The 23313-nt window shown below is 67.8% G+C and carries 22 protein-coding genes and 1 tRNA gene; 13 read left to right on the forward strand and 10 right to left on the reverse strand.

The window, feature by feature from the left end; genetic code table 11:
• Positions 1 to 308: 308 nt before the first annotated feature.
• Positions 309 to 800, reverse strand: coding sequence for a YajQ family cyclic di-GMP-binding protein (locus ACM9NP_RS05665; protein ID WP_415645523.1), 492 nt, complete (start codon positions 798 to 800; stop codon positions 309 to 311).
• Positions 801 to 985: 185 nt separating this feature from the next.
• Here ACM9NP_RS05665 and ACM9NP_RS05670 point away from each other — a divergent pair, with 185 nt between their 5' ends.
• The 5 genes from ACM9NP_RS05670 to ACM9NP_RS05690 all read left to right on the forward strand — a co-directional run bounded on the left by ACM9NP_RS05670 (position 986) and on the right by ACM9NP_RS05690 (position 6366).
• Positions 986 to 2152, forward strand: coding sequence for an endonuclease/exonuclease/phosphatase family protein (locus tag ACM9NP_RS05670; RefSeq protein WP_415645524.1), 1167 nt, complete (start codon positions 986 to 988; stop codon positions 2150 to 2152).
• 69 nt (positions 2153 to 2221) lie between these two features.
• Positions 2222 to 2303: transfer RNA gene (locus ACM9NP_RS05675), tRNA-Tyr, on the forward strand.
• A gap of 604 nt (positions 2304 to 2907) precedes the next feature.
• Positions 2908 to 3363, forward strand: coding sequence for an HIT family protein (locus tag ACM9NP_RS05680; RefSeq protein ID WP_415645639.1), 456 nt, complete (start codon positions 2908 to 2910; stop codon positions 3361 to 3363).
• A gap of 640 nt (positions 3364 to 4003) precedes the next feature.
• Positions 4004 to 4933 (forward strand): hypothetical protein, encoded by a 930-nt coding sequence (locus tag ACM9NP_RS05685; protein ID WP_415645525.1) that lies wholly within the window; start codon positions 4004 to 4006, stop codon positions 4931 to 4933.
• Positions 4930 to 6366 (forward strand): hypothetical protein, encoded by a 1437-nt coding sequence (locus ACM9NP_RS05690; protein WP_415645526.1) that lies wholly within the window; start codon positions 4930 to 4932, stop codon positions 6364 to 6366. The genes ACM9NP_RS05685 and ACM9NP_RS05690 overlap by 4 nt, the downstream gene beginning before the upstream one ends.
• Before the next feature lie 536 nt (positions 6367 to 6902).
• Here ACM9NP_RS05690 and ACM9NP_RS05695 read toward each other — a convergent pair.
• The 3 genes from ACM9NP_RS05695 to ACM9NP_RS05705 all read right to left on the reverse strand — a co-directional run bounded on the left by ACM9NP_RS05695 (position 6903) and on the right by ACM9NP_RS05705 (position 9786).
• A complete protein-coding gene (locus ACM9NP_RS05695) occupies positions 6903 to 7568 on the reverse strand; it encodes a CatB-related O-acetyltransferase (RefSeq protein ID WP_415645527.1) in 666 nt (221 codons plus the stop codon).
• A 331-nt stretch (positions 7569 to 7899) separates the two neighbouring features.
• A complete protein-coding gene (locus ACM9NP_RS05700; protein WP_415645528.1) occupies positions 7900 to 8772 on the reverse strand; it encodes an NmrA family NAD(P)-binding protein in 873 nt (290 codons plus the stop codon).
• A 516-nt stretch (positions 8773 to 9288) separates the two neighbouring features.
• Positions 9289 to 9786 carry a hypothetical protein gene (locus ACM9NP_RS05705; protein WP_415645529.1) on the reverse strand — a complete coding sequence of 166 codons (498 nt, stop codon included), beginning with the start codon at positions 9784 to 9786 and terminating at the stop codon, positions 9289 to 9291.
• Between the two features lie 254 nt (positions 9787 to 10040).
• On the opposite strand from ACM9NP_RS05705, the gene ACM9NP_RS05710 reads away from it, so the two are divergent.
• Positions 10041 to 11036, forward strand: a complete 996-nt coding sequence (locus ACM9NP_RS05710) for an alpha/beta hydrolase (protein ID WP_415645530.1) — start codon at positions 10041 to 10043, stop codon at positions 11034 to 11036.
• A 165-nt stretch (positions 11037 to 11201) separates the two neighbouring features.
• On the opposite strand, the gene ACM9NP_RS05715 is transcribed toward ACM9NP_RS05710, so the two are convergent.
• A complete protein-coding gene (locus tag ACM9NP_RS05715) occupies positions 11202 to 12167 on the reverse strand; it encodes a pentapeptide repeat-containing protein (RefSeq protein ID WP_415645531.1) in 966 nt (321 codons plus the stop codon).
• Positions 12168 to 12304: 137 nt separating this feature from the next.
• On the opposite strand from ACM9NP_RS05715, the gene ACM9NP_RS05720 reads away from it, so the two are divergent.
• On the forward strand, positions 12305 to 13234 hold the full coding sequence (locus ACM9NP_RS05720; protein ID WP_415645532.1) for a M20/M25/M40 family metallo-hydrolase: 930 nt from the start codon (positions 12305 to 12307) through the stop codon (positions 13232 to 13234).
• 417 nt (positions 13235 to 13651) lie between these two features.
• Positions 13652 to 15340 carry a proline--tRNA ligase gene (locus ACM9NP_RS05725; protein ID WP_415645533.1) on the forward strand — a complete coding sequence of 563 codons (1689 nt, stop codon included), beginning with the start codon at positions 13652 to 13654 and terminating at the stop codon, positions 15338 to 15340.
• A gap of 57 nt (positions 15341 to 15397) precedes the next feature.
• Here the strand turns inward: ACM9NP_RS05725 and ACM9NP_RS05730 are convergent, their stop codons facing one another.
• Positions 15398 to 15730, reverse strand: a complete 333-nt coding sequence (locus ACM9NP_RS05730) for a YnfA family protein (protein WP_415645534.1) — start codon at positions 15728 to 15730, stop codon at positions 15398 to 15400.
• Between the two features lie 80 nt (positions 15731 to 15810).
• On the opposite strand from ACM9NP_RS05730, the gene ACM9NP_RS05735 reads away from it, so the two are divergent.
• On the forward strand, positions 15811 to 15993 hold the full coding sequence (locus tag ACM9NP_RS05735; protein ID WP_415645535.1) for a hypothetical protein: 183 nt from the start codon (positions 15811 to 15813) through the stop codon (positions 15991 to 15993).
• A 93-nt stretch (positions 15994 to 16086) separates the two neighbouring features.
• Here the strand turns inward: ACM9NP_RS05735 and ACM9NP_RS05740 are convergent, their stop codons facing one another.
• The 3 genes from ACM9NP_RS05740 to ACM9NP_RS05750 form a co-directional block, all read right to left on the reverse strand.
• The gene (locus ACM9NP_RS05740) at positions 16087 to 17040 is read right to left on the reverse strand and encodes a phosphatase PAP2 family protein (protein ID WP_415645536.1); all 954 of its coding nucleotides are present in this window, start codon (positions 17038 to 17040) and stop codon (positions 16087 to 16089) included.
• 704 nt (positions 17041 to 17744) lie between these two features.
• Positions 17745 to 18173, reverse strand: a complete 429-nt coding sequence (locus ACM9NP_RS05745; protein WP_415645537.1) for an excalibur calcium-binding domain-containing protein — start codon at positions 18171 to 18173, stop codon at positions 17745 to 17747.
• Between the two features lie 158 nt (positions 18174 to 18331).
• Positions 18332 to 18784, reverse strand: a complete 453-nt coding sequence (locus tag ACM9NP_RS05750; RefSeq protein WP_415645538.1) for a VOC family protein — start codon at positions 18782 to 18784, stop codon at positions 18332 to 18334.
• A gap of 529 nt (positions 18785 to 19313) precedes the next feature.
• Here ACM9NP_RS05750 and ACM9NP_RS05755 point away from each other — a divergent pair.
• Positions 19314 to 20201, forward strand: coding sequence for an RNA polymerase sigma-70 factor (locus ACM9NP_RS05755; RefSeq protein WP_415645539.1), 888 nt, complete (start codon positions 19314 to 19316; stop codon positions 20199 to 20201).
• A gap of 29 nt (positions 20202 to 20230) precedes the next feature.
• On the opposite strand, the gene ACM9NP_RS05760 is transcribed toward ACM9NP_RS05755, so the two are convergent.
• The gene (locus tag ACM9NP_RS05760; RefSeq protein WP_415645540.1) at positions 20231 to 20776 is read right to left on the reverse strand and encodes a hypothetical protein; all 546 of its coding nucleotides are present in this window, start codon (positions 20774 to 20776) and stop codon (positions 20231 to 20233) included.
• A gap of 167 nt (positions 20777 to 20943) precedes the next feature.
• Between ACM9NP_RS05760 and ACM9NP_RS05765 the strand changes: the two genes are divergently transcribed.
• From ACM9NP_RS05765 to ACM9NP_RS05775, 3 genes are all read left to right on the forward strand, one after another.
• Positions 20944 to 21555: a phosphoribosylanthranilate isomerase gene (locus ACM9NP_RS05765; protein WP_415645541.1), complete on the forward strand. Its 612-nt coding sequence runs from the start codon at positions 20944 to 20946 to the stop codon at positions 21553 to 21555.
• Positions 21556 to 21852: 297 nt separating this feature from the next.
• On the forward strand, positions 21853 to 22215 hold the full coding sequence (locus ACM9NP_RS05770; protein ID WP_415645542.1) for a glutamine amidotransferase: 363 nt from the start codon (positions 21853 to 21855) through the stop codon (positions 22213 to 22215).
• Between the two features lie 20 nt (positions 22216 to 22235).
• Entirely contained in the window at positions 22236 to 23129 is an 894-nt protein-coding gene (locus ACM9NP_RS05775; RefSeq protein WP_415645543.1) for a ribokinase, read from the forward strand.
• Positions 23130 to 23313: the final 184 nt, after the last annotated feature.

The raw sequence follows: 23313 nt of genomic DNA on the forward strand, positions 1-23313 counted from the left end.
TGACGGTTCGCGGTTCGCTTGAGCTACCGGTAGTTGGTGCTCTGTTCTTGGTTCACTGACTACCGCCGGCTCTCTCGTCGCTAGCGGTAGTTCGTGCTCTGTTTTTGGTTCACTGACTACCGCCGGCTCCTTCGTCGCTAGCGGTAGTTCGTGCTCTGTTTTTGGTTCACTGACTACCGCCGGCTCTCTCGTCGCTAGCGGTAGTTCGTGCTCTGTTTTTGGTTCACTGACTACCGCCGGCTCTCTCGTCGCTAGCGGTAGTTAGTGCTCTGTTTTTGGTTCACGAACTACCGCCGGCTCCTTCGTCGCTAACGGTAGTTCGTGAACTGCAAAGCAACGTCCAGGTCGGCTCCCTTGAGGAGGGAGATGACGGCCTGAAGGTCGTCGCGCTTCTTGCCCGAGACGCGCAGCTGCTCGCCCTGGATCTGGGACTGCACGCCCTTCGGCCCCTCGTCGCGGATCAGCTTGTTGATCTTCTTCGCGACGTCCGTCGCGATGCCCTGCTTCATCGTGCAGTCGATCTTGTACGTCTTTCCCGACGCGCGCGGGTCACCCGCGTCGAGGCTCTTCAGCGAGATGTTGCGCTTGACGAGCTTGTCCTTGAAGACCTCGAGAGCGGCCTTGACGCGGTCCTCCGTCTCCGCCGTCAGCGTCACGCCCTCATCGCCGGACCTATCGATCTGCGCGCCCGTGCCACGGAAGTCGAACCGGTTCGACAGCTCCTTGGAGGTCTGGTTGATCGCATTGTCGAGTTCGGCGGAATCGATTTCGCTCACGATGTCGAACGATGGGTTCGCCACGGTGCCTCCAGTTTGTTCACATGCTTTGTGTCGGCCTCGGTGGCCGAGAAGCGGCCCGCACACCTGACGGGCGGCTCAAGCGGATGGTTTCCAGTCAGAAAGCGAGATTACGGCATGCCGTCCTGCCCGCCCGCCGCACGCGTCGGCGAGTCCCCGCGCCTGGCGCCCGTGGGGATAATCGACCGATGCCGATCGACGACACCACCACCCCGCGTCTTGACGACGATCCCGCCCCGGCGGAACGCCCCACCGGAACCGGCGACACCCCGTCCGTCGACACGAAAACGGTGAGCGACACCGCCGAACCCGGGGATCCGAGCCTGGCCACCTCGATGACCGCGACGTCGGATCAGCACGGCGTCAACGCTTCCCACGACACGGAGACGGAACGTGAAACAGTCCGGCCCCGACGCCTCGTACGGATATTGGCCGCCACCTTGACAGTTCTATTCGGACTGTCCGTGGTCTGGCGTGGACTCGGCACCGAGCTCGCGTGGCCGTTCATCGTCGTCCTGGCGTACACGCCGTACTTCGCGGCCTGCGGCCTCCTTGTCCTCGCGATCGCCATGGCGGCCCGGCACCGACTCGCCGTCGTGGCGAGTGCCGCCTTTCTCGTGGCGGCGGCCGTGCTCATCGTCCCGCGCGCCATCCCCACCGGTACGGTCACCGCCGACGGGCCGGAGGTCACCGTCATGAGTGCCAACCTCGGAGTCGGCAATGGCGACGTCGGCATGGTCGCGGCGCTCGTCGAGCGGTACGACGTCGACATCCTGTCGGTTCAGGAGTTGACCCCGGAGGCCGCCGAAGCGCTCGAAGCGACGCCCGAGCTCGACCGGTTGACCCATCGGCACACGATCACCGTCCCCGACAACGCGGCCGGCGGCGGCATCTACTCGACGTTCCCGCTCACCGATCTCGACCAGCTGCCGGGCAACTTCGCGATCCCGGCGGCGACCGTCATGATCGACGGCGCCTCGCCCGTCGCCTTCGCGGCGATTCACACGGCGTCGCCGCATCGCCCGAGCCAGTTCGAGCCGTGGACGTTCGAGACGCGGGCGCTGCCGTCCTCGACCTCGGACGCGCCGTGGATCCTCGCGGGGGACTTCAACGCGACGCTGGATCACGCGGCCCTGCGCGCCGTCCTCGATCGCGGGTACCGCGACGCCGCGTCGGAGGTCGGCGCCGGGCTGATCGGCACCTGGGCGCCGGAGTGGTTCGTGCCGCCCGTCGCGCTCGACCACGTCTTCGTCGACGAGCGGATCGCGGTGACGTCCTTCGATGTGGAGACCGTCGACGGCAGCGACCACTCGGCCGTGATCAGCACGATCCGGCTACCGGCCGACGCTCGATAACCCCGTTGCGGGCACCCCCGGCTCACCGGTTATGATTGTCCGCGCGTACCCCTGCGGGTAAGCACGAGAGGCACGTTGCCCGAGCGGCCAAAGGGAACGGACTGTAAATCCGTCGGCTCAGCCTACGTTGGTTCGAATCCAACACGTGCCACAGCAGTGAGAACGGCCCCCGACCAGGGAGACCTGGCGCGGGGGCCGTTCTCGCGTGTGGCGGCGGCAGTCAATGGGGCACAGTGGAGCCCTTACCCGTTCGTCGCCGGTGAGTTCCACCTCGAGCCCCTGCCGCGGGCACTACTCGCCGATCCACCCGGCTTCACGTCGACGCTCGACTCCGACGAGAACCGTTCCGCCGAGCCGAACGGGGTGAAGGTGCCCTTCGGGCTCTGTCGTCCTCACCTCAACCGGGTGGCCACGGACTTTCGGCTTGGTGGGTCTCCGTTGCCGTTACCGCAGAAAGCAGTAGTCACATACGCCCGCCCCACCAAGCCGTAACTCTGGGGTCACCTGGCATGCGTCGAAAGGCTCCGCCTGCCCGACCTCAACGCGTCGTCGTTGGTGGGCAGCGGAAGGCGTGCCCGGAGGGCGCTCGTCGAAGTTGAGGTGGCCACTCACCTGGCTCGACCTCTCCTTCGGCTTGGTGGGGCGATGTACGGGCGTGCGCTTTCTGCGGTGACGGTCGTCGAGACCCACCAAGCCGGGAGGCCGGGCCACCGGCTCCACGGAAGGCTCCTCCGCTGGACGCGGTGCACGATCTCGTGCGGGAGATGGCCGTCGCCATCCGGCGCCTGTACGGATGCGAGGGGGTGACCACCCGGCAGAACAACGAACCCGCCGGGAACCAGGACGTGTGGCACCTCCACGTGCACGTCATCCCTCGGTACCCCGGCGATGGGCTGTACCGGTCCAATCCCCGGCAGTACGTCCCGACGGCGGAGGAACGCCGGGTGTACACGGACCGGCTCCGCGCATACTTCGCCACCGGAACAACAGATCGCGATCAGGGATCGATCGTCCCGCGATTACCGGGTCGGGTTGAATCGGGGCGTCGAGGCGACGAATCCGCTGCCGCGCCATCGGATCCTCGTCGTTGTCGAACTCCAGCAGGCTCGGTTCCCATCAGGTCGTATCGGCCCGCCGCGAACGGCGCGGCTGAATCGTCCCTTTCGGTCGGATATCAAGAGATGTCGGTGGTTCGTTGTGCCTTGACATAGCCATGGTCTCGATCGGCTCGGCGTTCACGGGTCGTGCTCATGTTGTGCGCCAGAGCAAGTGGCGTCGGTGCGTCGATAGTGGATGAGTGTGGGCGCATGAAGCCGTATATGGATGTATCAAATGTGGACTCGGGGTATTCCGTTGCGGCCTGACAGCCGGTAGTATTCCCAGCGTGGACGCTAGGTGAGGCGATCCACGTCGAAGCGTTCCGCACCTCGTGTGCGGGGAGGCCGTCGAAGCCGTCCCAGCCTGGGATGGCCCGGGTCGGCCTCGAATCTCAACCGCGTCGGGTAGGGCCGAGCCTGGCGACCCCCTTTGGGTCGTTCGTGAAGGGCTTGAGCACCTGGCAATAGTCGGTCTCGCCGTCACTCTGTACGACGTCAACTGCGCATACGCGATCAGTTGGCGGTGCCGCGCGTTCCGCGTTCCGTGCCGCCTTCTGGTTGTGGCCTTTGTGGAGCTAACCGTCGCCGTGCGACCGACATGCTCGGATCTCCACCGAGCCGTGCCGACCACGGCCCCAACGATTCGAAGTATCCCCAGTACGAGCCAGCGGGCTCCACAACCCGATATCCACTGTAGTGGGTATGTGCCGGGGCGGCGCATGCCCGCGCACTGAGTCTTCCTTGGGGGTACCCCATGTCCGTCCACGACCCTGCCCGCGATCACCACGACCCACGACATCCGACCGATCCGCGCGGCCCCGCTTCCGATGACGACGGGCTCGCGAAACCCTGCGACGACGTCGCTCCCGTACGCGGGCTCGGCGTCCTCGTCATCGAGAGTCAAGCCGTCATCGTCACCTCCATCGGCCGGGGTGAGGCCCGGCTCGACTTCCTCGACGACGGCGGCGGCATCACGCGCCCGCTCGGCGTCGTGACGGGGGTCGACACGACCGAACCATTGCTGTTCCCCGACATCACCGCCGGCGTCTGGGCGTGGAAGCCGGAGATCGCCACCCAACTCACCCACGGCACCGTAGACCGATACCAAGCGAGCCAGCCCGACCCGATCGACGACCCGAACCTGCCGCCGCTCGACCCGACACTGTGGAAGCGCTGGCCGGAACTCGGGCCGCTCGGCGTCTTCTCGGCGGCCGGGCGCGTCGTCGTCGTGACGGCGGTGGGGCCCGACCGCGCCCGGCTCGACCTCCTCGACGACGGAGGCGTGGTCACCCGCGCGCTCGGCGCCGTCATCCGCGCCGACACCTCGGCGCCCCTGCTGTACCTCGACGCCGCCCAACCGTGGGCGCAGGAACCCGTCGTGGCCTGGTACCTGGCGCGGTCGGCGAGCGAACGGTTTCGCTCCACCCGGCCCCCGATCGCCGAGACCAGCGAGGCGATCCTCGTCCACGACAGGGGTTCCCGGCGCGACGACCACGGTGAACCGGATCCGCTGCCCCTGGTCGCGGAGCTGTGCGGTCCCGACACCGCGCGTGCGGACTATCGAGACTGGTACCTCGGCGCACCTCACCGGCGCTCGCTCGCCTACGGCGAGCCCGAACCGATCCATGACGGAGTCGCAGGGCACTCCGCCGGTGAGGTCGTGGAAGAGGGGGCCGCCCCGTGACGACACTGCACCTTCCGGCCCCCGGGATCACGGAGAACGATTGGGGCGAGGCGACACCGGAGCCGCACCGCGATGCCGAGCACGTGTCGGCCACCGCGCCCCGCGAGCGCGGTAGGAGGCGTCGTCGACCGCGCGAGCGATGGACGGCCGAGCGGCCCGACCTGTCCGAACCCGTCATGGGCCGGTATGACGCGGGCGCGCTCCACGCCGCGAACGTCGGTTCCGCACGGTTCTCGGCGTCCTTCACCGACGGGCGGCCGACACCACCGGCGACACCCGGTGACCACGAGCCGAAGCGCGCCCCGGGCCCGTGCGCGTCTTCGAGCACCGCGCCGCTGGACGACGACGTGGGCACGGGCGAGCGGTCGTTCGTTCCACGGCTCGCCCGCCCGGCGCCCAATCCACGGCGTTCCCCTGTAGAGCAACGAAACCACGAGCATTGGCGGGCCGTCGCCAAACGCATCGTCGACCAAGCCGAGGCGTCGCGTCGCGCGTCGTATGGCTCGATGGGCGGCCGAATCGATCCGGGGGTCGGCTGGTTTCGGCGCCGCGCCGACGGGTCGCCGATCGTCCAGTTCGTCGACACGGTTCCCGATACCGGGCAGACCGTCGTCGGCGGTGTGGACGGTCGCTGGGTCACGTCCTACCACAATGGTCTCCGTACGCCCGTGGTCGAGAGTCCGTTCGCGCATCGCCGCCCGCGGGCGCTTCGGGCGGTCGGTCGATATCCGGTGATGCCACCCGGCTGGAAACCGGGGCAATCCCCGCGCTGGGGGCGGCCCTACGCGGGGTGCGCGCCGGCGCGTGGTGATACGTCGGGCTCGGTGGCGGTCGACATCCGCCCGATCATGCGAACCTGCCGCGCTCGGGCGCCGATCGACTGGAGTGAGGGAGGAAGCGGCCCGGTCGATCGGGGCCGGGCGGTGTCATCCGATACCGAGCCGATCGCGCTTGTGGCGCGGTCGACCGGGTTCGGCCAGGACGTGCCTTGTTCGGGGGAGCCGGTCGTCGGTGCGACCGAACGCGAGTCGGCACTTGGAGAGCTGATGCGGGAACCTGTTGGCGGCGTGGGCTTTGCCGATGGTGCCGGGTCGGTCGGAAGCTCGGAGCCGTCGACGGATCAGACGGCGGACGGGTTCGATCCGATCCATTCTCGGTCGAATGTGGACGATGATTCGGTCGGTCGGGCGCACCTGCCGCGTTGGAACGCGCTACGCCGCTTCCTGTTGTGGCTGTGCGGGCCGCGCCTTTCGAGCCGCCCGTATTGGTGGGCGAAGAAGTGCCGGGAGTGTCGCGACGATTGGCCGTGCCGCCCTCTCGTGGGCCGCCTGCACGCGGAGTACCGCACCGTCTCGGACGCGGACATCACCGCCCGAGACGCGGCCCTCCATCAGCTGTCCCATTGCCACCGTTCGCGCCGCCGAGGAGGTTGATGGAGCATGCCACGGGCCCGCAGTCCATAGCCAACGGCAACGCACCACAATGGCGTGATGGCGCGTTCGCCTGGCTCACACCGAACGAGGTGGCGACGAGCAAGGACCGTAAGGGGAGTCGATCCGGTCGGCATCCAGAGCCGCGCCCTTGGATGCCGACCGGGCCGACACGAACAGCGCCATCGCCTCGGTCGTCGACGCTGCCGGGGCGATCGATCGGCGGCCGGCACGTGGTCGACCGACATCGGGGATCGCCCTCCAATGGATCAGGGCGTCAGGAGACACTGTGGATACCGGGACGTGCACCGGGCATCGTGAGGGATTCCCGTGTCCCACCGAGAGACGGGAGCGGACCCCGCCACCGGCCCTGGAGGCTGCTCCGCGTACCCACAGAACCGTCGCGGCGTCGTCGAACCGCCTGCGTCGCGCTCCAGCCGCGCCGACGGGCAGGACCACCGCGGTACGCGGCCGATTCCCCGCCTTGCCGAGTCACGGCCGGATCTCACCTCGTGTGACCCGAGGTGATCGGGTCGCCTCTAGCTGGATGCGATCAGCCCGTGCTCGACGGCGATCGCCTCGATTTGGGTCGGGGTCCCGGTCATGATGGTGCGCACGTGTTCGGTGACGAGTTCCATCGGCCAGTCCCACCAGGCGGCGCGCAGCATGCGGTCGACGTCCTCGTCGTCGAACCGACGCTTCACCGGCTTGGCGGGGTTGCCGCCGACGACGGTGTAGGGCGCGACGTCGGAGGTGACGACGGCGCCGGTCGCGATGATCGAACCATCCCCAATGGTCACTCCCGGCATGATGAGCGTCCGATAGCCGAACCACACGTCGTTGCCGACGACCGTGTCACCGCGAGTCGCTATGTCCCGCATGATGTCCATGGTGCGCTCGGCCCACTCGCCGCCGAAGATCGTGAACGGGAACGTCGACACTCCGATGTTGGGGTGGTTCGCCCCGGCCATGATGAAGCGGGTGTCGGTCGCGATCGCGCAGTACTTGCCGATCACGAGACGCTCCGTGCCATAGCCGTAGAGGACGTTGCGTTCGGCGAACTCGGTCGCGTGCTCGGGGTCGTCGTAGTAGCTGTAGTCCCCGACCTGGATTCTCGGGTCGGTCAGCAAGGGCTTCAACAGAACCACGCGGGGATGCTCCGGCAGCGGGTGCAGCGCGGTCGGGTCCGGGAAGGTGAACGGCATGGTGTGAGACTCCTTGGAACCGTGACAATTCGACCCGCCGGACCCTAACCGTCGACTCGGCATGGCGCCACCGCTTAAGACGACACCGTCGGGAAGGGTTCCGCTCGCGGCCGAGCGGCGTCCACCGATCGTCGATGCGTCCCGTGTCGAGGGCGCCTTTCGGTATCCGTTGCTGATGGGGCCATTTGCGCCGACCACCGTCGGGACCCCTCCGGACCGTTCCGAGAGGGGGATTGGCGACAGCTCCCGATCGAATTCGAGGCCTCGCGATTCTCGGTCGAAGCGACCCGACAGGCGCCCACGACAATCCATCATGGGCGTTGACGCGGTGTCAGCGTTCCAGGGCCGGCCGAAGGGTCGCGAACGCCCACCCCTCCAGGGTGGTGGGCGTGGTGGTGGCGATGGTGCGCGGGTTCTCGGGCTTGAACTCGGGCAGCCCGCGGGTCATTCCGATCATCGCCTCGGTCTGCGCCTCGGTGAAACCGTTCTGGCGCAAGAATCGCGCGACGGTCTCCTCGGGAAGCCGCTCCGCGGTGACGGTGCGACCGAGCGCGGCGGTGAGAATCTCGGCGACCTCGGTGAACGACAGGTCGGCCGGGCCGTGCACGCCGAGCGTGTGACGACCGTGCCAGTCGGTCGCGAGGAGCCGCGCGGCCGCGACGTCACCGATGTCGCGCGGGTCGACCCACGGCATCCGGTGATCCAGCGGCAGGGTCGTCGTGATCGTTCCCGAGGCGACCGAGTCGACGTCGAGGAGGAGATTCGTGAAGAAGTAGCCGCAGCGCAGGTGGGTGACGTGCGCGTCGGTGCCGTCGAGGAACACCTCGGTGGTGGCGAGGCCGTCGATCTCCCCGAAGCCTTCACGGGCCTCGGCCCCTCCACTGCTCTGGAACACGACCCGGCTGATCCCGTTCTCCATGACGGCGCGCGCCGCGACGGCGCCGAATCGGGCGTGACCGGCGATCGGGTCGTCTCCCGCGGGTGGTGGGTTGACCCAGTAGAGGGCGTCGACTCCGACGGTCGCGGCGACCACGGCGTCGCCGTCGGTCTGGTCGGCTTCGACGACCTCGCACTGTTCGCGCAGGTCGGCGGCCAAGCGTTTCGCGTCGCGGACGAGAACGACGGGCCGGACACCGGCCTGCACGAGCAGGCGCGTCACGCGCGATCCGACCCGTCCCGTCGGGGTCGTCACCAGGATCTTCACGGTTTACCTCGTTTCGTCGGATTGGCGGCCGCGATAGCGCGCGATTGGACGAGCACGACCGCGCGTCGATGCCGCGATCCCGTGGGCTTTCCGTGTCCCCGCACCCGCGCGAGGATAGTGGACGTCTCCGAAAAGACCGGTGGACTCGATCACGTGGCGTGTCCGGTGTGTTCCGTCGGAACGGCCGCGCCTCGAGGCCGTGGTTCGGCTCGGTGACGCGGCCGGGTGCCGGGAGTCGGGTGTGCCGCCGCGCTCCGTCATCTGCGGAGGCGGACGGTTGAGACTGTCCATAGCAGAGAGTGGACTGGGGGTTGTCTCGTTGTCTCGTTGTCTCGGGTCGTGTGAGGCGAGTGGCGGGGCGGCGCTCGCTGAGGCGGGGTAGTTCCCGCTACCGGTGTCGGCCATGCCTTCCGGTGTGCTGGAGCATGGCGGGGGCTTCGGCAACGCGGTCGATGGCCGGCGAACCACGTCAGCGGTTCGACGATGAACACTGCGACGCGGCCGATGAGATGGACCCTAGTATCCGTCGGCCACCATGAGCTGGATCGCTCGCGCAGTGGCGCCGTGGATACAGCTGTCGAGCAAGGCGCCGCCGAGTGTCGTGCTGGCGATGAAGGCGGTGGCCAAGGCCGCTTTCATGGGTGTCATGTGAATGCGCGGGAAGTCCGGGCTCGGGACGAGGCTCCCGATGCCGGCGAGGACGAGCTGGGCGGCGACGTCGGGGTCGACGTCGGCGAGTTCGTCGTGGTGGCGTTTCAGTTTGGTGATGTGGGTGGCGACCTTCTGCGGACTCTCGTGCCCGGTGAAGACGCGTTCGGCGACGTTGAGGAAGAACGCGTTGTGGGCATAGTGGAACGTTGTGAGTCCTAGTTGGTCGATCGCCGCCATGGTGTCATCGGTCGCTCCACCTTTGACATACAGATCACGCAGTATCTGCACCATGAGGGATACGTTCGTGTTTTCGAAGAGTCTGTTGACGCGCTCGATGGCTTCCTTGCTGTGTGGATCGTACATTTCGACCTCCGTAGTCACATGAAGTCAGGATATCGTTACTTGCTTTGCGTGGCAATGGTTCCGCCTGGAGGGATTGGGCGCGCCGGTCGGCCGCGTGATGAAGGCCCACTCCTCGGCGCTGACCTCGACATCGACCGTTGTTGTCCAGTTGTGGCGCGAGACCTGTTGTCGGCGAGGGTATTCCGATAGTCTCGGCGCTGTTACACGCCGCCACACCTGACCGGGACGAGGCGGCCTCGACACCAGGAGAGTTCATGGACAACCCCCCCAACACCGGCCCTACGTTCAGTCGCCGTCGGCTGCTGACCGGTATCGCCGGTGCCGCCGCCGTGGGAACCCTGGCCGGTGGTCTCGCCGGGAGCTCGGCCGCCCACGCGGCCGGTGACGGGCATGGCCTGCGCATCGTCGACCGCAACGAGAACGGCGGCCGGTTGCAGTACTTCCGGTTCGCCACGGACGCGATCGAGTGGGACCCGGCCGTCAACGTCCTGCTGCCCGACGGCTACCACACCAGCGGCAAGCGCTACCCGGTGTTGTACCTGCTGCACGGCGGAAACAGCGACTTCCGCTCCTTCCATATGCACGACAACATCATCAACCTGACCGCGGGTCGGGAACTGATCGTGGTGATGCCGGACGCGTCGACCGGCTGGTACTCGAACCCGGTGAGCACGAACTCGGGTCCGCGCAACTGGGAGACGTTCCACATGGCTCAGTTGCTGCCGTGGATCGAGCAGAACTTCCGCACGTTCCCCGAGTACAACGGTCGGGCCGTCGCAGGATTCTCCATGGGCGGCTTCGGCGCGCTGAAGTACGCCGCGAAGTACTACGGCCACTTCTGTTCCGTCAGTTCCCACTCCGGCCCGGCGAGCCTGCGGCGCGACGCCGGGCTCGTCGTGCACTGGGCGAACGCGACGTCGGCCGCTCTCGATCTCGGCGGCGGCACCGTATACGGTGCTCCACTGTGGGATGAGGCGCGGGTGACCGCGGACAACCCGATGGAGCGTCTGCCCAGCTACCACAACAAGCGGGTCTTCCTCGCCGCCGGAACGTCCCCGGACCCGATCAACTGGTTCGACTATGTCAACGAGACGCAGGTGCTGGCGGGGCAGCGCGAGTTCCGCGCGGCCCTCGGTGGCGCGGGCATCCCGCACGAATGGCACGAGCTGCCGGGCGGGCACTTCTTCCGCCACGAGATGTTCGTCCAGGACCTGAACGGCATGCTCGGTCGTCTCCGCCGCGCCGGCTGACGCCCGCCTACGATCGCGAGCCCCCGTCGCCTCGGCGTGCGGGGGTTCGCGGCGTTCAGAGCGCGTTCGTCCCGCCTCGTACGTGTTCGGCGCGCCGGGGCCATGGGCGCGAGCGGAAGTGCCGACGAGGGGAACGCGGATCCCGTCGACGGGTCCCGCGCGTTCCTAAATGAACGGACCGATCGTGACGCGACCGGGGCGTGCCGAGACGGCGTGGTGACGGGCTCCGCGAATGTCGAGGATTCCGCCGAGCGCCGTGCCCGGAAAGTCGACGGTTCGATCGAAGCGGGCGTTCATCGCGTCGACGTCGCCCATGATGGACGCTCCGCTGAGGTCGACGATCGTCCCGTCGAAACGGCAGCCGACGAAACCCAGATCGCCGCCGGAGAGCCGGATCGAGTCGAGGACGAGGGCGCCGCCGCGAAGGCGGGCACCGGAGAAGTCGACGTCGCCGCCCGGGAACGCGGCACCGGTGAAGTCGATCGTGCCACGTCGAAGCAGGGTCCCGGCGAAGCGGACCGTCCCACCTGCGAAGCGGGCACCCTCGAATAGAACGGCCCCTCCGGCGATTCGCGCGGTCATGAAGTCGACGTCGCCGCCCGCGAACAGCGCGTTCCGAAAGCCGAGGTGGCCGCGCTCAATCGAGAGGTGACCGGCGTCGAGGTCGCCACCGGAGAAGACCGCCCCGTCGAAGTCGACATGTCCACCATCGATTGTCGCGCGATTGAGGAACACGTGCGAGCCGAAGACGGCGCCGCCGAAGTCCATGGTCGTCCCGGTCAGTCGGGCTCCGGAAAGGTCCACCGTGTCAAAGGTGGAGCCGTGAAGGTCGAAGTGATGACCGTGCCAGCCGCGCCCGTCGTCGGGATCGGCGCGGAGCCTGTCGGCGATGACGCCGATCGCCGTGTCGCGGGCCGGACCGGTGTCGGTTCGGATCAACGCGCACAGCGCGTCGACGCAGGCGAGGCGACCGTCGGCCCGGTCATCGGCGAGCTCGGCCATCGCGTGTATCCCGGTGAGCCGGTCCACGAGGTCCGGGGCGGAGAGCGACCGGGCGGCCGCCGCGAACCGCTTCGCACGCGCACGCGCACGCGACGAGGGTGTGTGTTCACCGGTGGTCGCGGACGTCATGAGGAGGTTCTACCGGACGTCGTTCGGTGGTGTCACCGGGTTTCCGCGATATATCAAGACATTCACATTTGTCCACTTCTGCGATATTCTGCCCACGTCTGATCCGGTCACCGACCGGACACGATGGGAGTCAACTCATGCGAAGAATCCGCACCATCCTCATTGCCGTCGCGGCGACACTCGCCGTCGGCACCTACTCGGCGGGACCCGCCGCGGCCACCCCGGCACCGGCCGCGCCCCTCGTCGCACCCGACATCGACGTCAACGGCGTCCTCTCCCACCTCGGCGAGTTCCAGTCCATCGCCGACACCCACGGCAACAGGGCGGCCGGCACCGCCGGATACGACGCCTCCGCCGACTACGTCGCCAACGCGCTGACCGCGGCCGGCTTCGACGTCGAACGGCAGACCTGCCTCGACTGCACCTCGCCCGATGACAACATCATCGCCGACTGGCCGGGCGGGGACACGAGCTCGACCATCATGCTCGGAGCGCACCTGGACGGCGTCCGCGGTGGTCCCGGCGCCAACGACAACGGTTCCGGTTCCGCGGCACTGCTCGAAGTCGCCCTGACCCTGGCCGAGACGGCGCCGACCATGGCCAAGCACGTTCGCTTCGCCTGGTGGGCCGACGAAGAACAGGGCCTCAACGGTTCCAGCTACTACGTGGACACAGTGGATACCAGTGACCTCGAGGTCTACCTCAACTTCGACATGATCGGATCCGCGAACGCCGGATACTTCGTCACCGACATCAACGGAACCTACGGCCAGGCTCTCGCCGAGCACCTGACGGCGGTCGGCAAGGCCCCGGACCCGATGACGGAATGCTGCTCCGACGACCTGCCGTTCGAGTACGCGGGCGTGCCGACGGCGTTCCTGTCAACGGGGGCGTCGGCCGTCAAGACCACCACGCAGGCCGCGAAGTGGGGCGGCACGGCCGGACAGTCCTTCGATCCCTGCTACCACCGCGCCTGTGACGCGTACCCGAGCAACATCAACGCCGAGGCGATCAACCACACCGCCGACGCGATCGGGCACGCGCTCTGGACCTTGGCCGTCACTTAAGTACGATCGGCCTTCTCTGACCACCCGGCCCGAAACTTTCGGCTTGGTGGGGCGGCGTACGTGACAAGACCGCTCTGCACGTCGCGGCAACGGAGACCCACCTAGCCGCGAAAGGCGACCTCCGGACAGTCCAAAAAGGTTCAGACACGCCGTGGTCGAGTCTCCCGGCTTGGTGGGTCTCCCCACCTGCCCGTGCATCGTCTTGCAGTCTCGTACGCCCGCCCCACCAAACCGAAAGTCTGTGGGCACCCGGCCTTCAGTGAACGTCAATGCAGTCGCGCGGGGGTGCCCGAGGCCCGAGATCGCCGTGGTCCCCGCTCTCGCTTCGGAACGGGCGCCGCCGCAGCCGATCGGCCCGGTGACGGGGCGGCCTCTAGAATCGGTGGGCCCTATCCCGTATCCAGGAGGCTTGTTCGTATGCGCTGGTCCGCGCTCTACGTCCCCACGCTGCGTGACGATCCCGCCGAAGCCGAGGCGGTGAGCCACCGCCTGCTCGTCCGGGCGGGCTTCATCCGGCAACTCTCAGCCGGGCACTATTCGTTGCTGCCCTTGGCGATGCGGGTGCGCTCCCGGGTCATCGACGTCATCCGCGACGAGATGAACCGGATCGGCGGCCAGGAGTTCATGCTCCCCGCGATGCACCCGGCGGACATCTGGAAACGCAGCGGACGTTACGACGTCGACGTCATGTTCCGTCTGACGGACCGCAAGGGCAACGACAACGTTCTCGGTCTCACGCACGAGGAGATCTTCGCGACGATCGCGACCGAGCTGCACAGCTACAAGCAGCTTCCACAGACCTGGTACCAGTTCCAGACGAAGTTCCGCGACGAGGCCCGTCCGAAGTCCGGGCTGCTGCGCGTCCGCGAGTTCACGATGAAGGACGCCTACTCGTTCGATGTGGACGAATCGGGCCTCGATCAGTCCTTCGACGCCCAGAAGGGCGCCTACGAGCGGATCTTCGCCCGTCTCGGCATTCCCGCGATCGCGGTGACCGCCTCCAGCGGCGCGATGGGTGGATCGGCCTCGGTCGAGTTCATGTGCCCGTCGAGCGCGGGGGAGGACTTCGTCGTCCGTTGCCCGTCGTGCGGATACGCCGCCAACGTCGAGAAGGCGACGTCCCGTCTGGCCTCTGTGGAGGACCCGGACGCGCTTCCCGTCGAGCCCTTCGACACTCCGGGCGTGCGCACGATCGACGACCTGGCGACGCGTTTCGACGTCGCCGCCGACCGGCAGGTCAAGACCCTCGTGTACGTCATCGACGGTGAGGTCACGCTGGTCCTGACACGCGGCGATCACTCCCTCGTCGACCAGAAGCTGATCGACGCGACGGGTGCCACCGAGCTCCGACCGGCGCACGAGGAGGAGATCGTCGCCGCGCTCGGCGCCAAGCCCGGGAGCCTCGGCGCCGTCGGAGTGACGAGCCTGCCGATCCTCGCCGACGTGGCCCTTCGCGGTCGCCGGGGCATGACCACCGGCGCGAATCGCGACGGAGTCCACCTGCTTCACGTGGATGTCGAGCGTGACATCGAGGTCGGCCGTTGGGTCGACCTGCGGGAGGTCGTCGCCGGCGAAGACTGCATCGAGTGTGGACATTCCCTCGAGGTCATCAAGTGCATCGAGATCGGCCACATCTTCAAGCTGGGGCGCAAGTACACCGAGGTCTTCGGGGTGAGCGTGCTCGACTCCAATGGTAAGACCGTCACGCCCATCATGGGCTCCTACGGGATCGGTGTGGAGCGCGCGATCGCCGCGATCGTCGAGACGCACCACGACGACTCGGGCATCGTCTGGCCGCTGCGCACCGCCCCGTTCGCCGTGGACATCGTGCCGATCGGGGCGGACGCGACGCCTGTCGCGGAAGACCTCTACGACACCCTGCTCAACCGTGGCGTCGACGTCATCCTCGACGACCGCAACGAGCGCCCCGGTGTGAAGTTCAAGGACGCGGAGCTCACCGGTATCCCGCTGCGGGTCACCATCAGCAAGCGCGGCGTCGAGGCCGGGACGGCGGAGATCACCGACCGCGCCACCAAGGAGACCGTGGTCGTCACCCTGCCCGAACTGCCCGAACGGCTGCTGGTGCTGCTCGCCGCCAAGTCCTGAGCGCGCGCCGCGGGAGGTCGCTTCGATCGCAAGGGCGAGGCGACCTCCCGCCTCGTCCTATCCGCGTGGGGCGTACATGATGACGGCGACGCCGAGTAGGCAGATCGCCGCGCCGACGATGTCCCACCGGTCGGGCCGGAACCCGTCGACGGCGACGCCCCACGCGAGCGAACCCGCGACGAAGACGCCGCCGTACGCGGCGAGGATGCGGCCGAAGTTCGGGTCCGACTGGAACGTCGCGACGAAGCCATAGGCGCCCAAGGCGAGCACTCCACCGATCACCCACAGTATCCCTCGTTGCTCGCGGACGCCCTGCCAGATGAGCCAGGCCCCGCCGATCTCGGCGAGCGCGGCGATCGCGAACAGGATGATGGAGCGGGTGACGATCATGCTCGGACGATACGACACGACATGACGGCGTCGACCACTCACTGATCGTCACTTCGCGGGTGCCGAATCGTTGGTGAGTCATGATGAGGATTCGCGCGGAGTTCCCCAGCGGTTGCACGGCCGTCGTCGTGTGCGACCTGGAGACCTTCGACGTCAGCGGCATGCCCGAGGATGAACTGTGGACCGTCGAATGGTTCGACGAATCGGAGGACGTCGACGCTGAGGCGTCGACCGCGCGGCGGATGGCGATGCTGGTGCGGTGAGTCGACCCGGTCCCGTCGTTCGCGGCGACGGCGGACCCGCACGACGGCGCGGCGGGGTCGACCGCCGTCTCGCGGCGTCGGGGACGGCGTGCGCTACTGACCGCGCCGGTGCCGCACGACGAGCCAGGTCAAACCGAGGACGACGACGACGCTGGCCATCAGGAAGCCGTAGAAGCCCGGCAGGGCGGCCGCCAGCAGCAGGCCGGTGATCATGAGCGTCGCGCCGCCGAGGGTCGCGGTCGACACCGGTTCGAAGACCTGGAGCGGTCCCAGCGGGATGCGGCCCCATGGCACGCGCTTGATGCTGCGGACGATGAGCGCGCCCATCATGAAACCGGTCGGCGCGTCGGACAGCCAGTGCTGACCGACGTAATTCTGCGCCGCGAGGACGAGCACGGCGGGAGCGACCAGGACGACCCAGCGCAGCCGGGGGCCCATCATGCCGCCGACCAGGAGTACCGCCAGGCAGTACCAGACGATGGTGTTCGCGGCGTGCCCCGAGGGATAGGCGGTCGCCGTACCGACGTACTCGAACAGGATCGGCCCTTCCGGGGCGACGACCGTGAGCACGTCCGGGAGGTGCGAGAGCGTCCGGCCGAACAGGTGTTTCAGGCCGAGGATGACACCGAGTGGCAGGTAGCAGACGATGTACATCAGCAATGGCCGGATGCTCTTGTATCGGAACGAACACCACAGTGCCGCGAGCAGGACGATCGGGGCGATGAGGCGGCCCGAGCCCAGGTAGGTGACCGCGAGCGCGATGTCGTGAAGCCACGGAATCTGGCGCGCCAGGAAGAACTCCCGGACGGCGACGTCGAGCCAGACGATGGGGGAGTCCCATAGCAGGCTGATGGTGATCACCGCGATGCCCAACGCCATCAGGACGTCCGGCTTCCAGCTCGCCGGCACCCGACTGTAGGGCTCCCACCGAGGGGCGGGAGCGGCCACCGCGGGTGCGGGCGCCACGATCCGCCGCCAGCGCGCGGCGAGGTTCGGCGTCGCCGAATCCTCCGCGACCGCGACGGCCGAGTCGAGTTGGGGTGGCACGGTCTTCTCCTCAGGGGCTACGGGTTGTGCAGCGAGGCCGACCACGTCAGCGGTTCCATGAACCGGTCGAGGGGGACCCCGCCGTTCGCCACCAAGTCGCCACAACGCGTAGGACCGTGGTCACCGATAGGGGGCCGAGTGACTCGGGCTCGCCGATTCATTGAAGCAGATGAGGGCCACCCGTGGAGTGCCCGTATCGGCCGACAAGCTGGCGATACCGGCAAATGCCTCACTTCAGAACTTTGACACTCACCGATGAATCGACTCGGTTCGCCGAGGCGTTCGAACCATCGCCTCGTCGATGGGGCGGCCGTCGGTAATCCCATTGTGGATCTCCATTCGCACGTGGTTCGTCGGTGGGTCGACGGGGTGCTCGCTCCGGGATTCGCGAGCGCGGTGGCGTTCGTCGTCGGCCAGTGGACGCTGAATGACCTGCGGAGGCGTCGTTTCGTATCGGGGTCAACGGCGGTCGATGGATATGCACCGTCATGGCGCGGGCTAGCCGAGTCGATGTCGAACACAGTGGACGTCGGAGGGATTGTTCGTCGCATTGTCGGCGGGGTCGTCGTCGGCTCGACTACCGATCAATCCATTGAAGACTCATTCATCGTCTAGAAAGGACTCATCGCGGCACGGCGCAATTCGGTCTTATCGCACATTTCGATTCGTGGGGGTATGAAACGAATCACCGGGGCCTACCCCGATCACTCACAGGCGACGCCGTCCTTGTCCCGATCGAGCTCCAGGCGGTAACCCGGACTTCCCGCGAACAACGGCGCGGCGCCAGCTGCACGTGCCGCAGCACAGTTCGGGTAGTAGGCGGTGTCGTCTTCGCCCTCTGTTGACTCTTCATCTGGTTCTTCCTCTTCGTTTGGGGGGCGTCGCTCGTCCGGATCTGGGTCTCCATCTCCGCCAGGGATGCTCGGTGTTCCGCTCGGCGATGTTGTGGCTGAGCTGCTGGGGGACTCGCTCAGGGAGCTGTAACCGGTCTCCGGCCCCGATTCCTCGTCCGTCATCGGCTCCGACGTCGCCGGATCCTCGTCATAGGGCGAGCCTCCGCCGCCACCACATGAGGTGGCTCCGGCCGCCAGGACGATCGCGATTCCCACCGTGGTGATCGCTCGCTTGTTCACAGGTCCCCCCGATATCTCGATGATGTCGCCGACCGTCCGCGCCCGGCCGTGAGCGGTGCCGGGCGGGTGGAGGTCGAACCGCACCGAGGGTCGCCCGTGACGGTACCGAACGGCGGCGGATCGGTCTCGATATCCGAACGTTTCGGTGACGGACCACCTCAGCTGGTGAAACCCGGGCGTCGCTCGCGTTCCTCCGGCGACTCGAGCTCCTGGAACACCGTGACCTGAAGGTCGGAGGGGGCCGCCAGCCGGGAGTTCACCGAGCGCCACGGTGTCTCGCGCGGTTCCGCGATGAGTTCGGCGCCCGCGTCGACGAGGGTCCGCGTGGTTTGCTCCGCGTCGTCCACCTCGAACGCGATTCGCAGCCGCGCACTGGGTCGCCCGTCGGCCTCGACGTCGTCGATCATGCGGACCTGGGCGGGGTTGGCGAGTTCGAGCGTCGCCGCGCCCGCGTTCAGGATGACGACCTTCGCGTCGCCTTCGCCCTCGAACGCCGCCTGCTGCGGGAGACCGAGGGCGTCCCGGTAGAACGCGACGGCGGCCTCGAAGTCCTCCGTCTCGACGATGAGTCGCAGTTGGCGTACGGCCGGGGTATTCGCGTCGTGAGTCATGCCGGCGAGGTTAGAGCCCGGCTGCGATATGGGAGGCACGCGGTCGCCGATCGGAGCTCGACCGGGGAGAGCCGCGTGGGAGCTGCCGGACGCGAGGTCGGTGGCGTTCGAAGTCGGGCTCCGGTGCGTCTGATCCGGGGTCGGTTCGGTTCCGCGGTGCCGCTTCGCTTGAGCGACAAGCCTTCCGACCGTCGGCGTGCTCACCGGCGGCCTTCGCGATCGCGAGACTCGCCGATCGCCGCCGTCGCACCGGCCTCCGGTGAATCCGGACCGCAACGTGCCCCAAAGGGCGGTGAGAGTGCTTCACATCACACTCACCGATGTCACTTTTCGGGAGTGCGAGCCGTCTCATGGACGTCACCGACGCCGCCGTGGAGGTCTCTCCGACCGGTGCCGACGGGGCACTCCCGCTGGCGTCCAACGCGTCCGACGTCCGGGGGCGTCCGTCCGGCCGATGGGGATTCGCCGACGGACGATGCGCGCGGAGGTGGCGTCGTCGAACCACGAGCAGAACGGGAAGGATGAACCCATGGGTGAGGCATCGGAGTCGGATCCGTTTCTTGAGCACCGTCGGCTGCTGTTCGCGACCGCGTATCGCATGCTGGGCAGCGTTTCCGACGCGGAGGACATCCTCCAGGACGCCTGGCTGAAATGGCAGGCGGTCGACCGTGAGACGGTGCGGTATCCGAAGGCGTATCTCGTTCGCATGGTCACGAACCTGTCGATGAGCCATCTGACGTCGGCGCGCGTGCGGCGCGAATCCTATGTGGGGCCGTGGCTTCCCGAGCCGCTGCTCACCTCACCGGACATCGCGGAGGAGGCCGAACTCGCCGACACCATCTCCACCGCGATGCTGGTGGTGCTGGAAAGCCTCACCCCCGTCGAACGTGCGGTGTTCCTGCTGCGCGAGGTCTTCGGGTACAGCCACGCCGAGATCGCCGACGCGGTGGAGCGCCCCGAGCCGACCGTTCGACAGATCGCGCGCCGGGCGCGGGAGCACGTGCACGCCAGGCGGCCCCGTTTCGACACCGATCCGAAGCAGCGCGCGTCGGTGACCTCGCGATTCATCGAGGCGTGCGCCGGTGGGGACCTCGTGGCGATGATGGAACTGCTCGCTCCCGACGTCACCGTCTGGTCCGACGGCGGAGGCAAGGTCAGGGCCGCTCGTCGTCCGCTGTACGGCGTGGACCACGCGTCCCGCTGGATCGTCGGGGTGCTCACGAACCCCCAGTCCGCCGGCGTCGTTCTGGAACCGGCGATCATCAACAACGAGCTGGGCGTGTTGTGCACGCTGGACGGACAACCGATCGGGGCGCTCGCGCTGGACCTGGTCGACGGCCGCATCCAGAATCTTCGATTCCAGGTCAATCCCGACAAGCTCGCGGGTCTGAGCCCCGATGCCGTTCTCGGGCACTGACCGGTTGGCCGCGCTCGGTCGCTGATCGGCTACGCGACGATCTCGGCGGCCTCGGCGATGGCGTTGACGGTCTCGTTCACGAGCGGCAGCAGGGCGGCGTCCTCAATCTCCTGAAAGGCGATCTGGACGCGGACGTTGACGGCGAGATTCCTGTCGAGCGCCGCGACGTCCACGGTGGTCACGATCGAGGTCATGGTCGTGACGGCGTGGCTGTCCGTCCAGGACCGTTCACCGGTGAGTGCGGCGGACCGCCAGCCCGACTCGGTTTTGATCTGGTCTCGGTGTTCTTCGAAGATCTCCGCCGCCGCCGGCTCGGTGGGCGTGTCGATGGAGATGTCGATGAGCATCGTGCCGTCGTCGATGTAGTAGTAGCACCCGCTGCGGTCGTCGTCGTTGTCGTCGCGCACCTCCGGTTCGACGTCAGCCGACGTGTTCAACAGGCGGGCATACGGCGCGACGTCAACGACGTCGCAGGCCGAGACGACCTGGTAGGCCGGGCTTTCGCCGAAGTAGCCACAAGCGCTGAGCCCCAACATCAGTATTGATGCCGCGACCACTGCCTGGAACGTTCTCATCGGTCACATTCCCATCGTTGCGGGCGCGGGCAGGCGCCGTATGTTGTGAAATCCATCGATTCATTGTCGCTCGGCGGTGCCACCCCGACGCCGTCTCACCCGGGGTTCGTGTCATCACGTGGGGTGAAGGAGCGGTTTGCGGAGGTCGGCCGACGTAGGCTTGTCCCGTGTTTGTCAAGATCTGCGGGTTGACCGAAGAAGACCATGTGAACACCGCCGTCGACGCGGGTGCCGACGCGATCGGGTTCGTCCTCACGGACAGCCCTCGCAAAGTCGTACCCGAGCGAGCCTACGAACTGGCCGAACTGGTGCCCCGATCGCTGCTGACGGTCGCCGTCTTCGCGGGGCTGCCATCGCACGCGATCCTGCCGCTGGCGCAGAGCACCGGCGTCGACGCGATCCAGCTGCACGGCGACTACGCCCTGGCCGATTTCGAGTACCTCTCCGGGCACGGCTTCAACCTGATTCGCGCGGTCTCCGGGGAAACCGCGTCGGACTTGACGACCGGTGCCTTCGGCGAGGACCTGCTGATCGTCGACGCACCCGAGGCGGGTGCCGGTCGGACGTGGGACTTCTCCGGTCTGACGACCCCGCCGTCCGGCCGCTGGCTGCTCGCGGGCGGACTGACGGTGGACAACGTGGCCGACGCGATCGCGAAGGCGTCGCCGTGGGGTGTCGACGTGTCGAGCGGCGTCGAGAGCAGTCGCGGGATCAAGGATCCGACGTTGATCCGCGCCTTCGTGGAGAAGGCCAAGGCGACCGCCCCGGCCGACCAGTAGGGCCAGCCGTGTCCGGGTCGAGACGGACGCCCGACAACGTGCCGGTCCGAGCATCGACGCGATCGGTTGCGGCGGGCGGTTCCCGGTGAGACCGGGGCCGATCGACTCGTGCGGAATCTCGTGGCCGTCCGGTTGAGACCCCGGGCCCGTGTCCGCCGGGCGTTCCGCCACGGGGTGATTCGCCGCCTCACCGATCGGCGCCTCGACGCTCCCCACGCCTCCGCACGGCGGGTTCCTCGGCCCGACAAGGGAACGACGACCCAACACGGTCCCCTTGATCGGCGCTCAAAGTCACGGTTGGACGCGCTCAGACGCTACGGCCTCGTCGGCATCGGCGATGTCGGTGGGGACACGTTCCCGCTGTCACGGGCGGATCGGGTCGGTTGGCCGGCGCTGCTCGGGTTCAACCGCGCCAAGCCGAAGGACGGGGCCGGGATACCGGCCGAAGTCAACGGCCATCCCCTGGTCGCCGTGGCCTCGGCGGGTCGTGGACGGACCGGAGTGTTCACTTCGGACATGTCGCCGCACTGGGCTCCCCGGCCCTTCATGGGGTGGCCGGGTCACACACCCCTGTGGTGCGCTGTCGACCTGGGTCGCCGGTGGTCGAGTGGTGAGACGCTAGGGGCGAGCGCGGTCTGCGCGCTCGCCCCGAATCAATGACGCGAACGTGAGGAGACCCCATGGCCGGGCACACCCGGGAACGACCGCGGGTCGCGGTCGTCGGTTCGGTGAACATCGATCTGGTCGTCACCGTGGACCGGCTCGCGCTGCCGGGTGAGACGATCCTCGCCTCCGAATACGCGGAGGCCGTTGGGGGCAAGGGTTTCAACCAGGCTGTCGCCGCGGCCAAACTCGTCCCTACCCATCTCGTCGGTCGTGTCGGCGACGACTCGTTCGGCGCGCGGGCGATCGCGGACGCCGAACGGCGCGGTGTCGACGTCGAGGAGGTCGCTCGAACCGGCGTCCCGACCGGCCGCGCGCTCATCGAGGTGAGTCGCGGCGGCGAGAACAGGATCGTCGTCGCTCCACTCGCCAACCACGCGGTGACACCGGAGCTGGTGATCGCCGCGCTGAACCGGGTGCGTCCGGTCGCCGTCCTCACCCAGCTGGAGATCCCGTTCGCCGCGGTTGCGGCCGCGGCGTCCTGGTGCGAGGCGAACGGCGCCCGGTTCATGCTCAACCCGAGTCCCATGGCCGTCCTGCCGAGCGAGAGCGTTCGCCCGGCCGACCCGCTCATCGTCAACGAATGGGAGGCCGAGGAGCTCATCGGGAAGCTGCCACCCGCCGAACGGGTCGACGTCACCGACCACGCCGCAGCGGTCTCGGCGCTGCGCCGGACGGCCCGCTCGGTCGTCATCACGGCGGGGTCACGCGGGGCCACGTTCGGGACCGACACCGAGTCCGGGCACTCGCCGACGACACCGCTCGAAGCCGTGGACACGACGGGCGCCGGAGACGAGTTCGCGGGGACGCTGCTCGCGTCGCTCGCCTCAGGGCTGCCGTTCGCCCGCGCCGTCAGTCGGGCGAACACCGCCGCGGCCGCCCTCGTCGTGACGCCTCGGTCCGAGCGATGACTTCGCTCCCGGCCGGTCGGGTCGCTGATTCGCGGCCACGAAAAAGGCCCTCTCCCGGGCGGGCAAGCCGGGAGAGAGCCTTGAGGTCGTCCCGCTACCCGGCAGATCGGCTGAGTCGCGGATCCGAGGTAACGGGACAACCTCTTGAGGGGTAGAGCTATGGGATTCGTTGGGTTCTCTGGGG

It is taken from the genome of Stackebrandtia soli (assembly GCF_965137155.1).
In the GTDB taxonomy this organism is placed as follows: Bacteria; Actinomycetota; Actinomycetes; order Mycobacteriales; family Micromonosporaceae; genus Stackebrandtia; species Stackebrandtia soli.

Coding starts and splice junctions, on each gene's coding strand:
- ACM9NP_RS05685 (WP_415645525.1), top strand. CDS start 4,004: ATGTCCGTCCACGACCCTGCCCGCGATCACCACGACCCACGACATCCG.
- ACM9NP_RS05705 (WP_415645529.1), bottom strand. CDS start 9,786: ATGTACGATCCACACAGCAAGGAAGCCATCGAGCGCGTCAACAGACTC.
- ACM9NP_RS05670 (WP_415645524.1), top strand. CDS start 986: ATGCCGATCGACGACACCACCACCCCGCGTCTTGACGACGATCCCGCC.
- ACM9NP_RS05695 (WP_415645527.1), bottom strand. CDS start 7,568: ATGCCGTTCACCTTCCCGGACCCGACCGCGCTGCACCCGCTGCCGGAG.
- ACM9NP_RS05730 (WP_415645534.1), bottom strand. CDS start 15,730: ATGATCGTCACCCGCTCCATCATCCTGTTCGCGATCGCCGCGCTCGCC.
- ACM9NP_RS05735 (WP_415645535.1), top strand. CDS start 15,811: ATGATGAGGATTCGCGCGGAGTTCCCCAGCGGTTGCACGGCCGTCGTC.
- ACM9NP_RS05720 (WP_415645532.1), top strand. CDS start 12,305: ATGCGAAGAATCCGCACCATCCTCATTGCCGTCGCGGCGACACTCGCC.
- ACM9NP_RS05725 (WP_415645533.1), top strand. CDS start 13,652: ATGCGCTGGTCCGCGCTCTACGTCCCCACGCTGCGTGACGATCCCGCC.
- ACM9NP_RS05775 (WP_415645543.1), top strand. CDS start 22,236: ATGGCCGGGCACACCCGGGAACGACCGCGGGTCGCGGTCGTCGGTTCG.
- ACM9NP_RS05715 (WP_415645531.1), bottom strand. CDS start 12,167: ATGACGTCCGCGACCACCGGTGAACACACACCCTCGTCGCGTGCGCGT.
- ACM9NP_RS05750 (WP_415645538.1), bottom strand. CDS start 18,784: ATGACTCACGACGCGAATACCCCGGCCGTACGCCAACTGCGACTCATC.
- ACM9NP_RS05760 (WP_415645540.1), bottom strand. CDS start 20,776: ATGAGAACGTTCCAGGCAGTGGTCGCGGCATCAATACTGATGTTGGGG.
- ACM9NP_RS05710 (WP_415645530.1), top strand. CDS start 10,041: ATGGACAACCCCCCCAACACCGGCCCTACGTTCAGTCGCCGTCGGCTG.
- ACM9NP_RS05755 (WP_415645539.1), top strand. CDS start 19,314: ATGGGTGAGGCATCGGAGTCGGATCCGTTTCTTGAGCACCGTCGGCTG.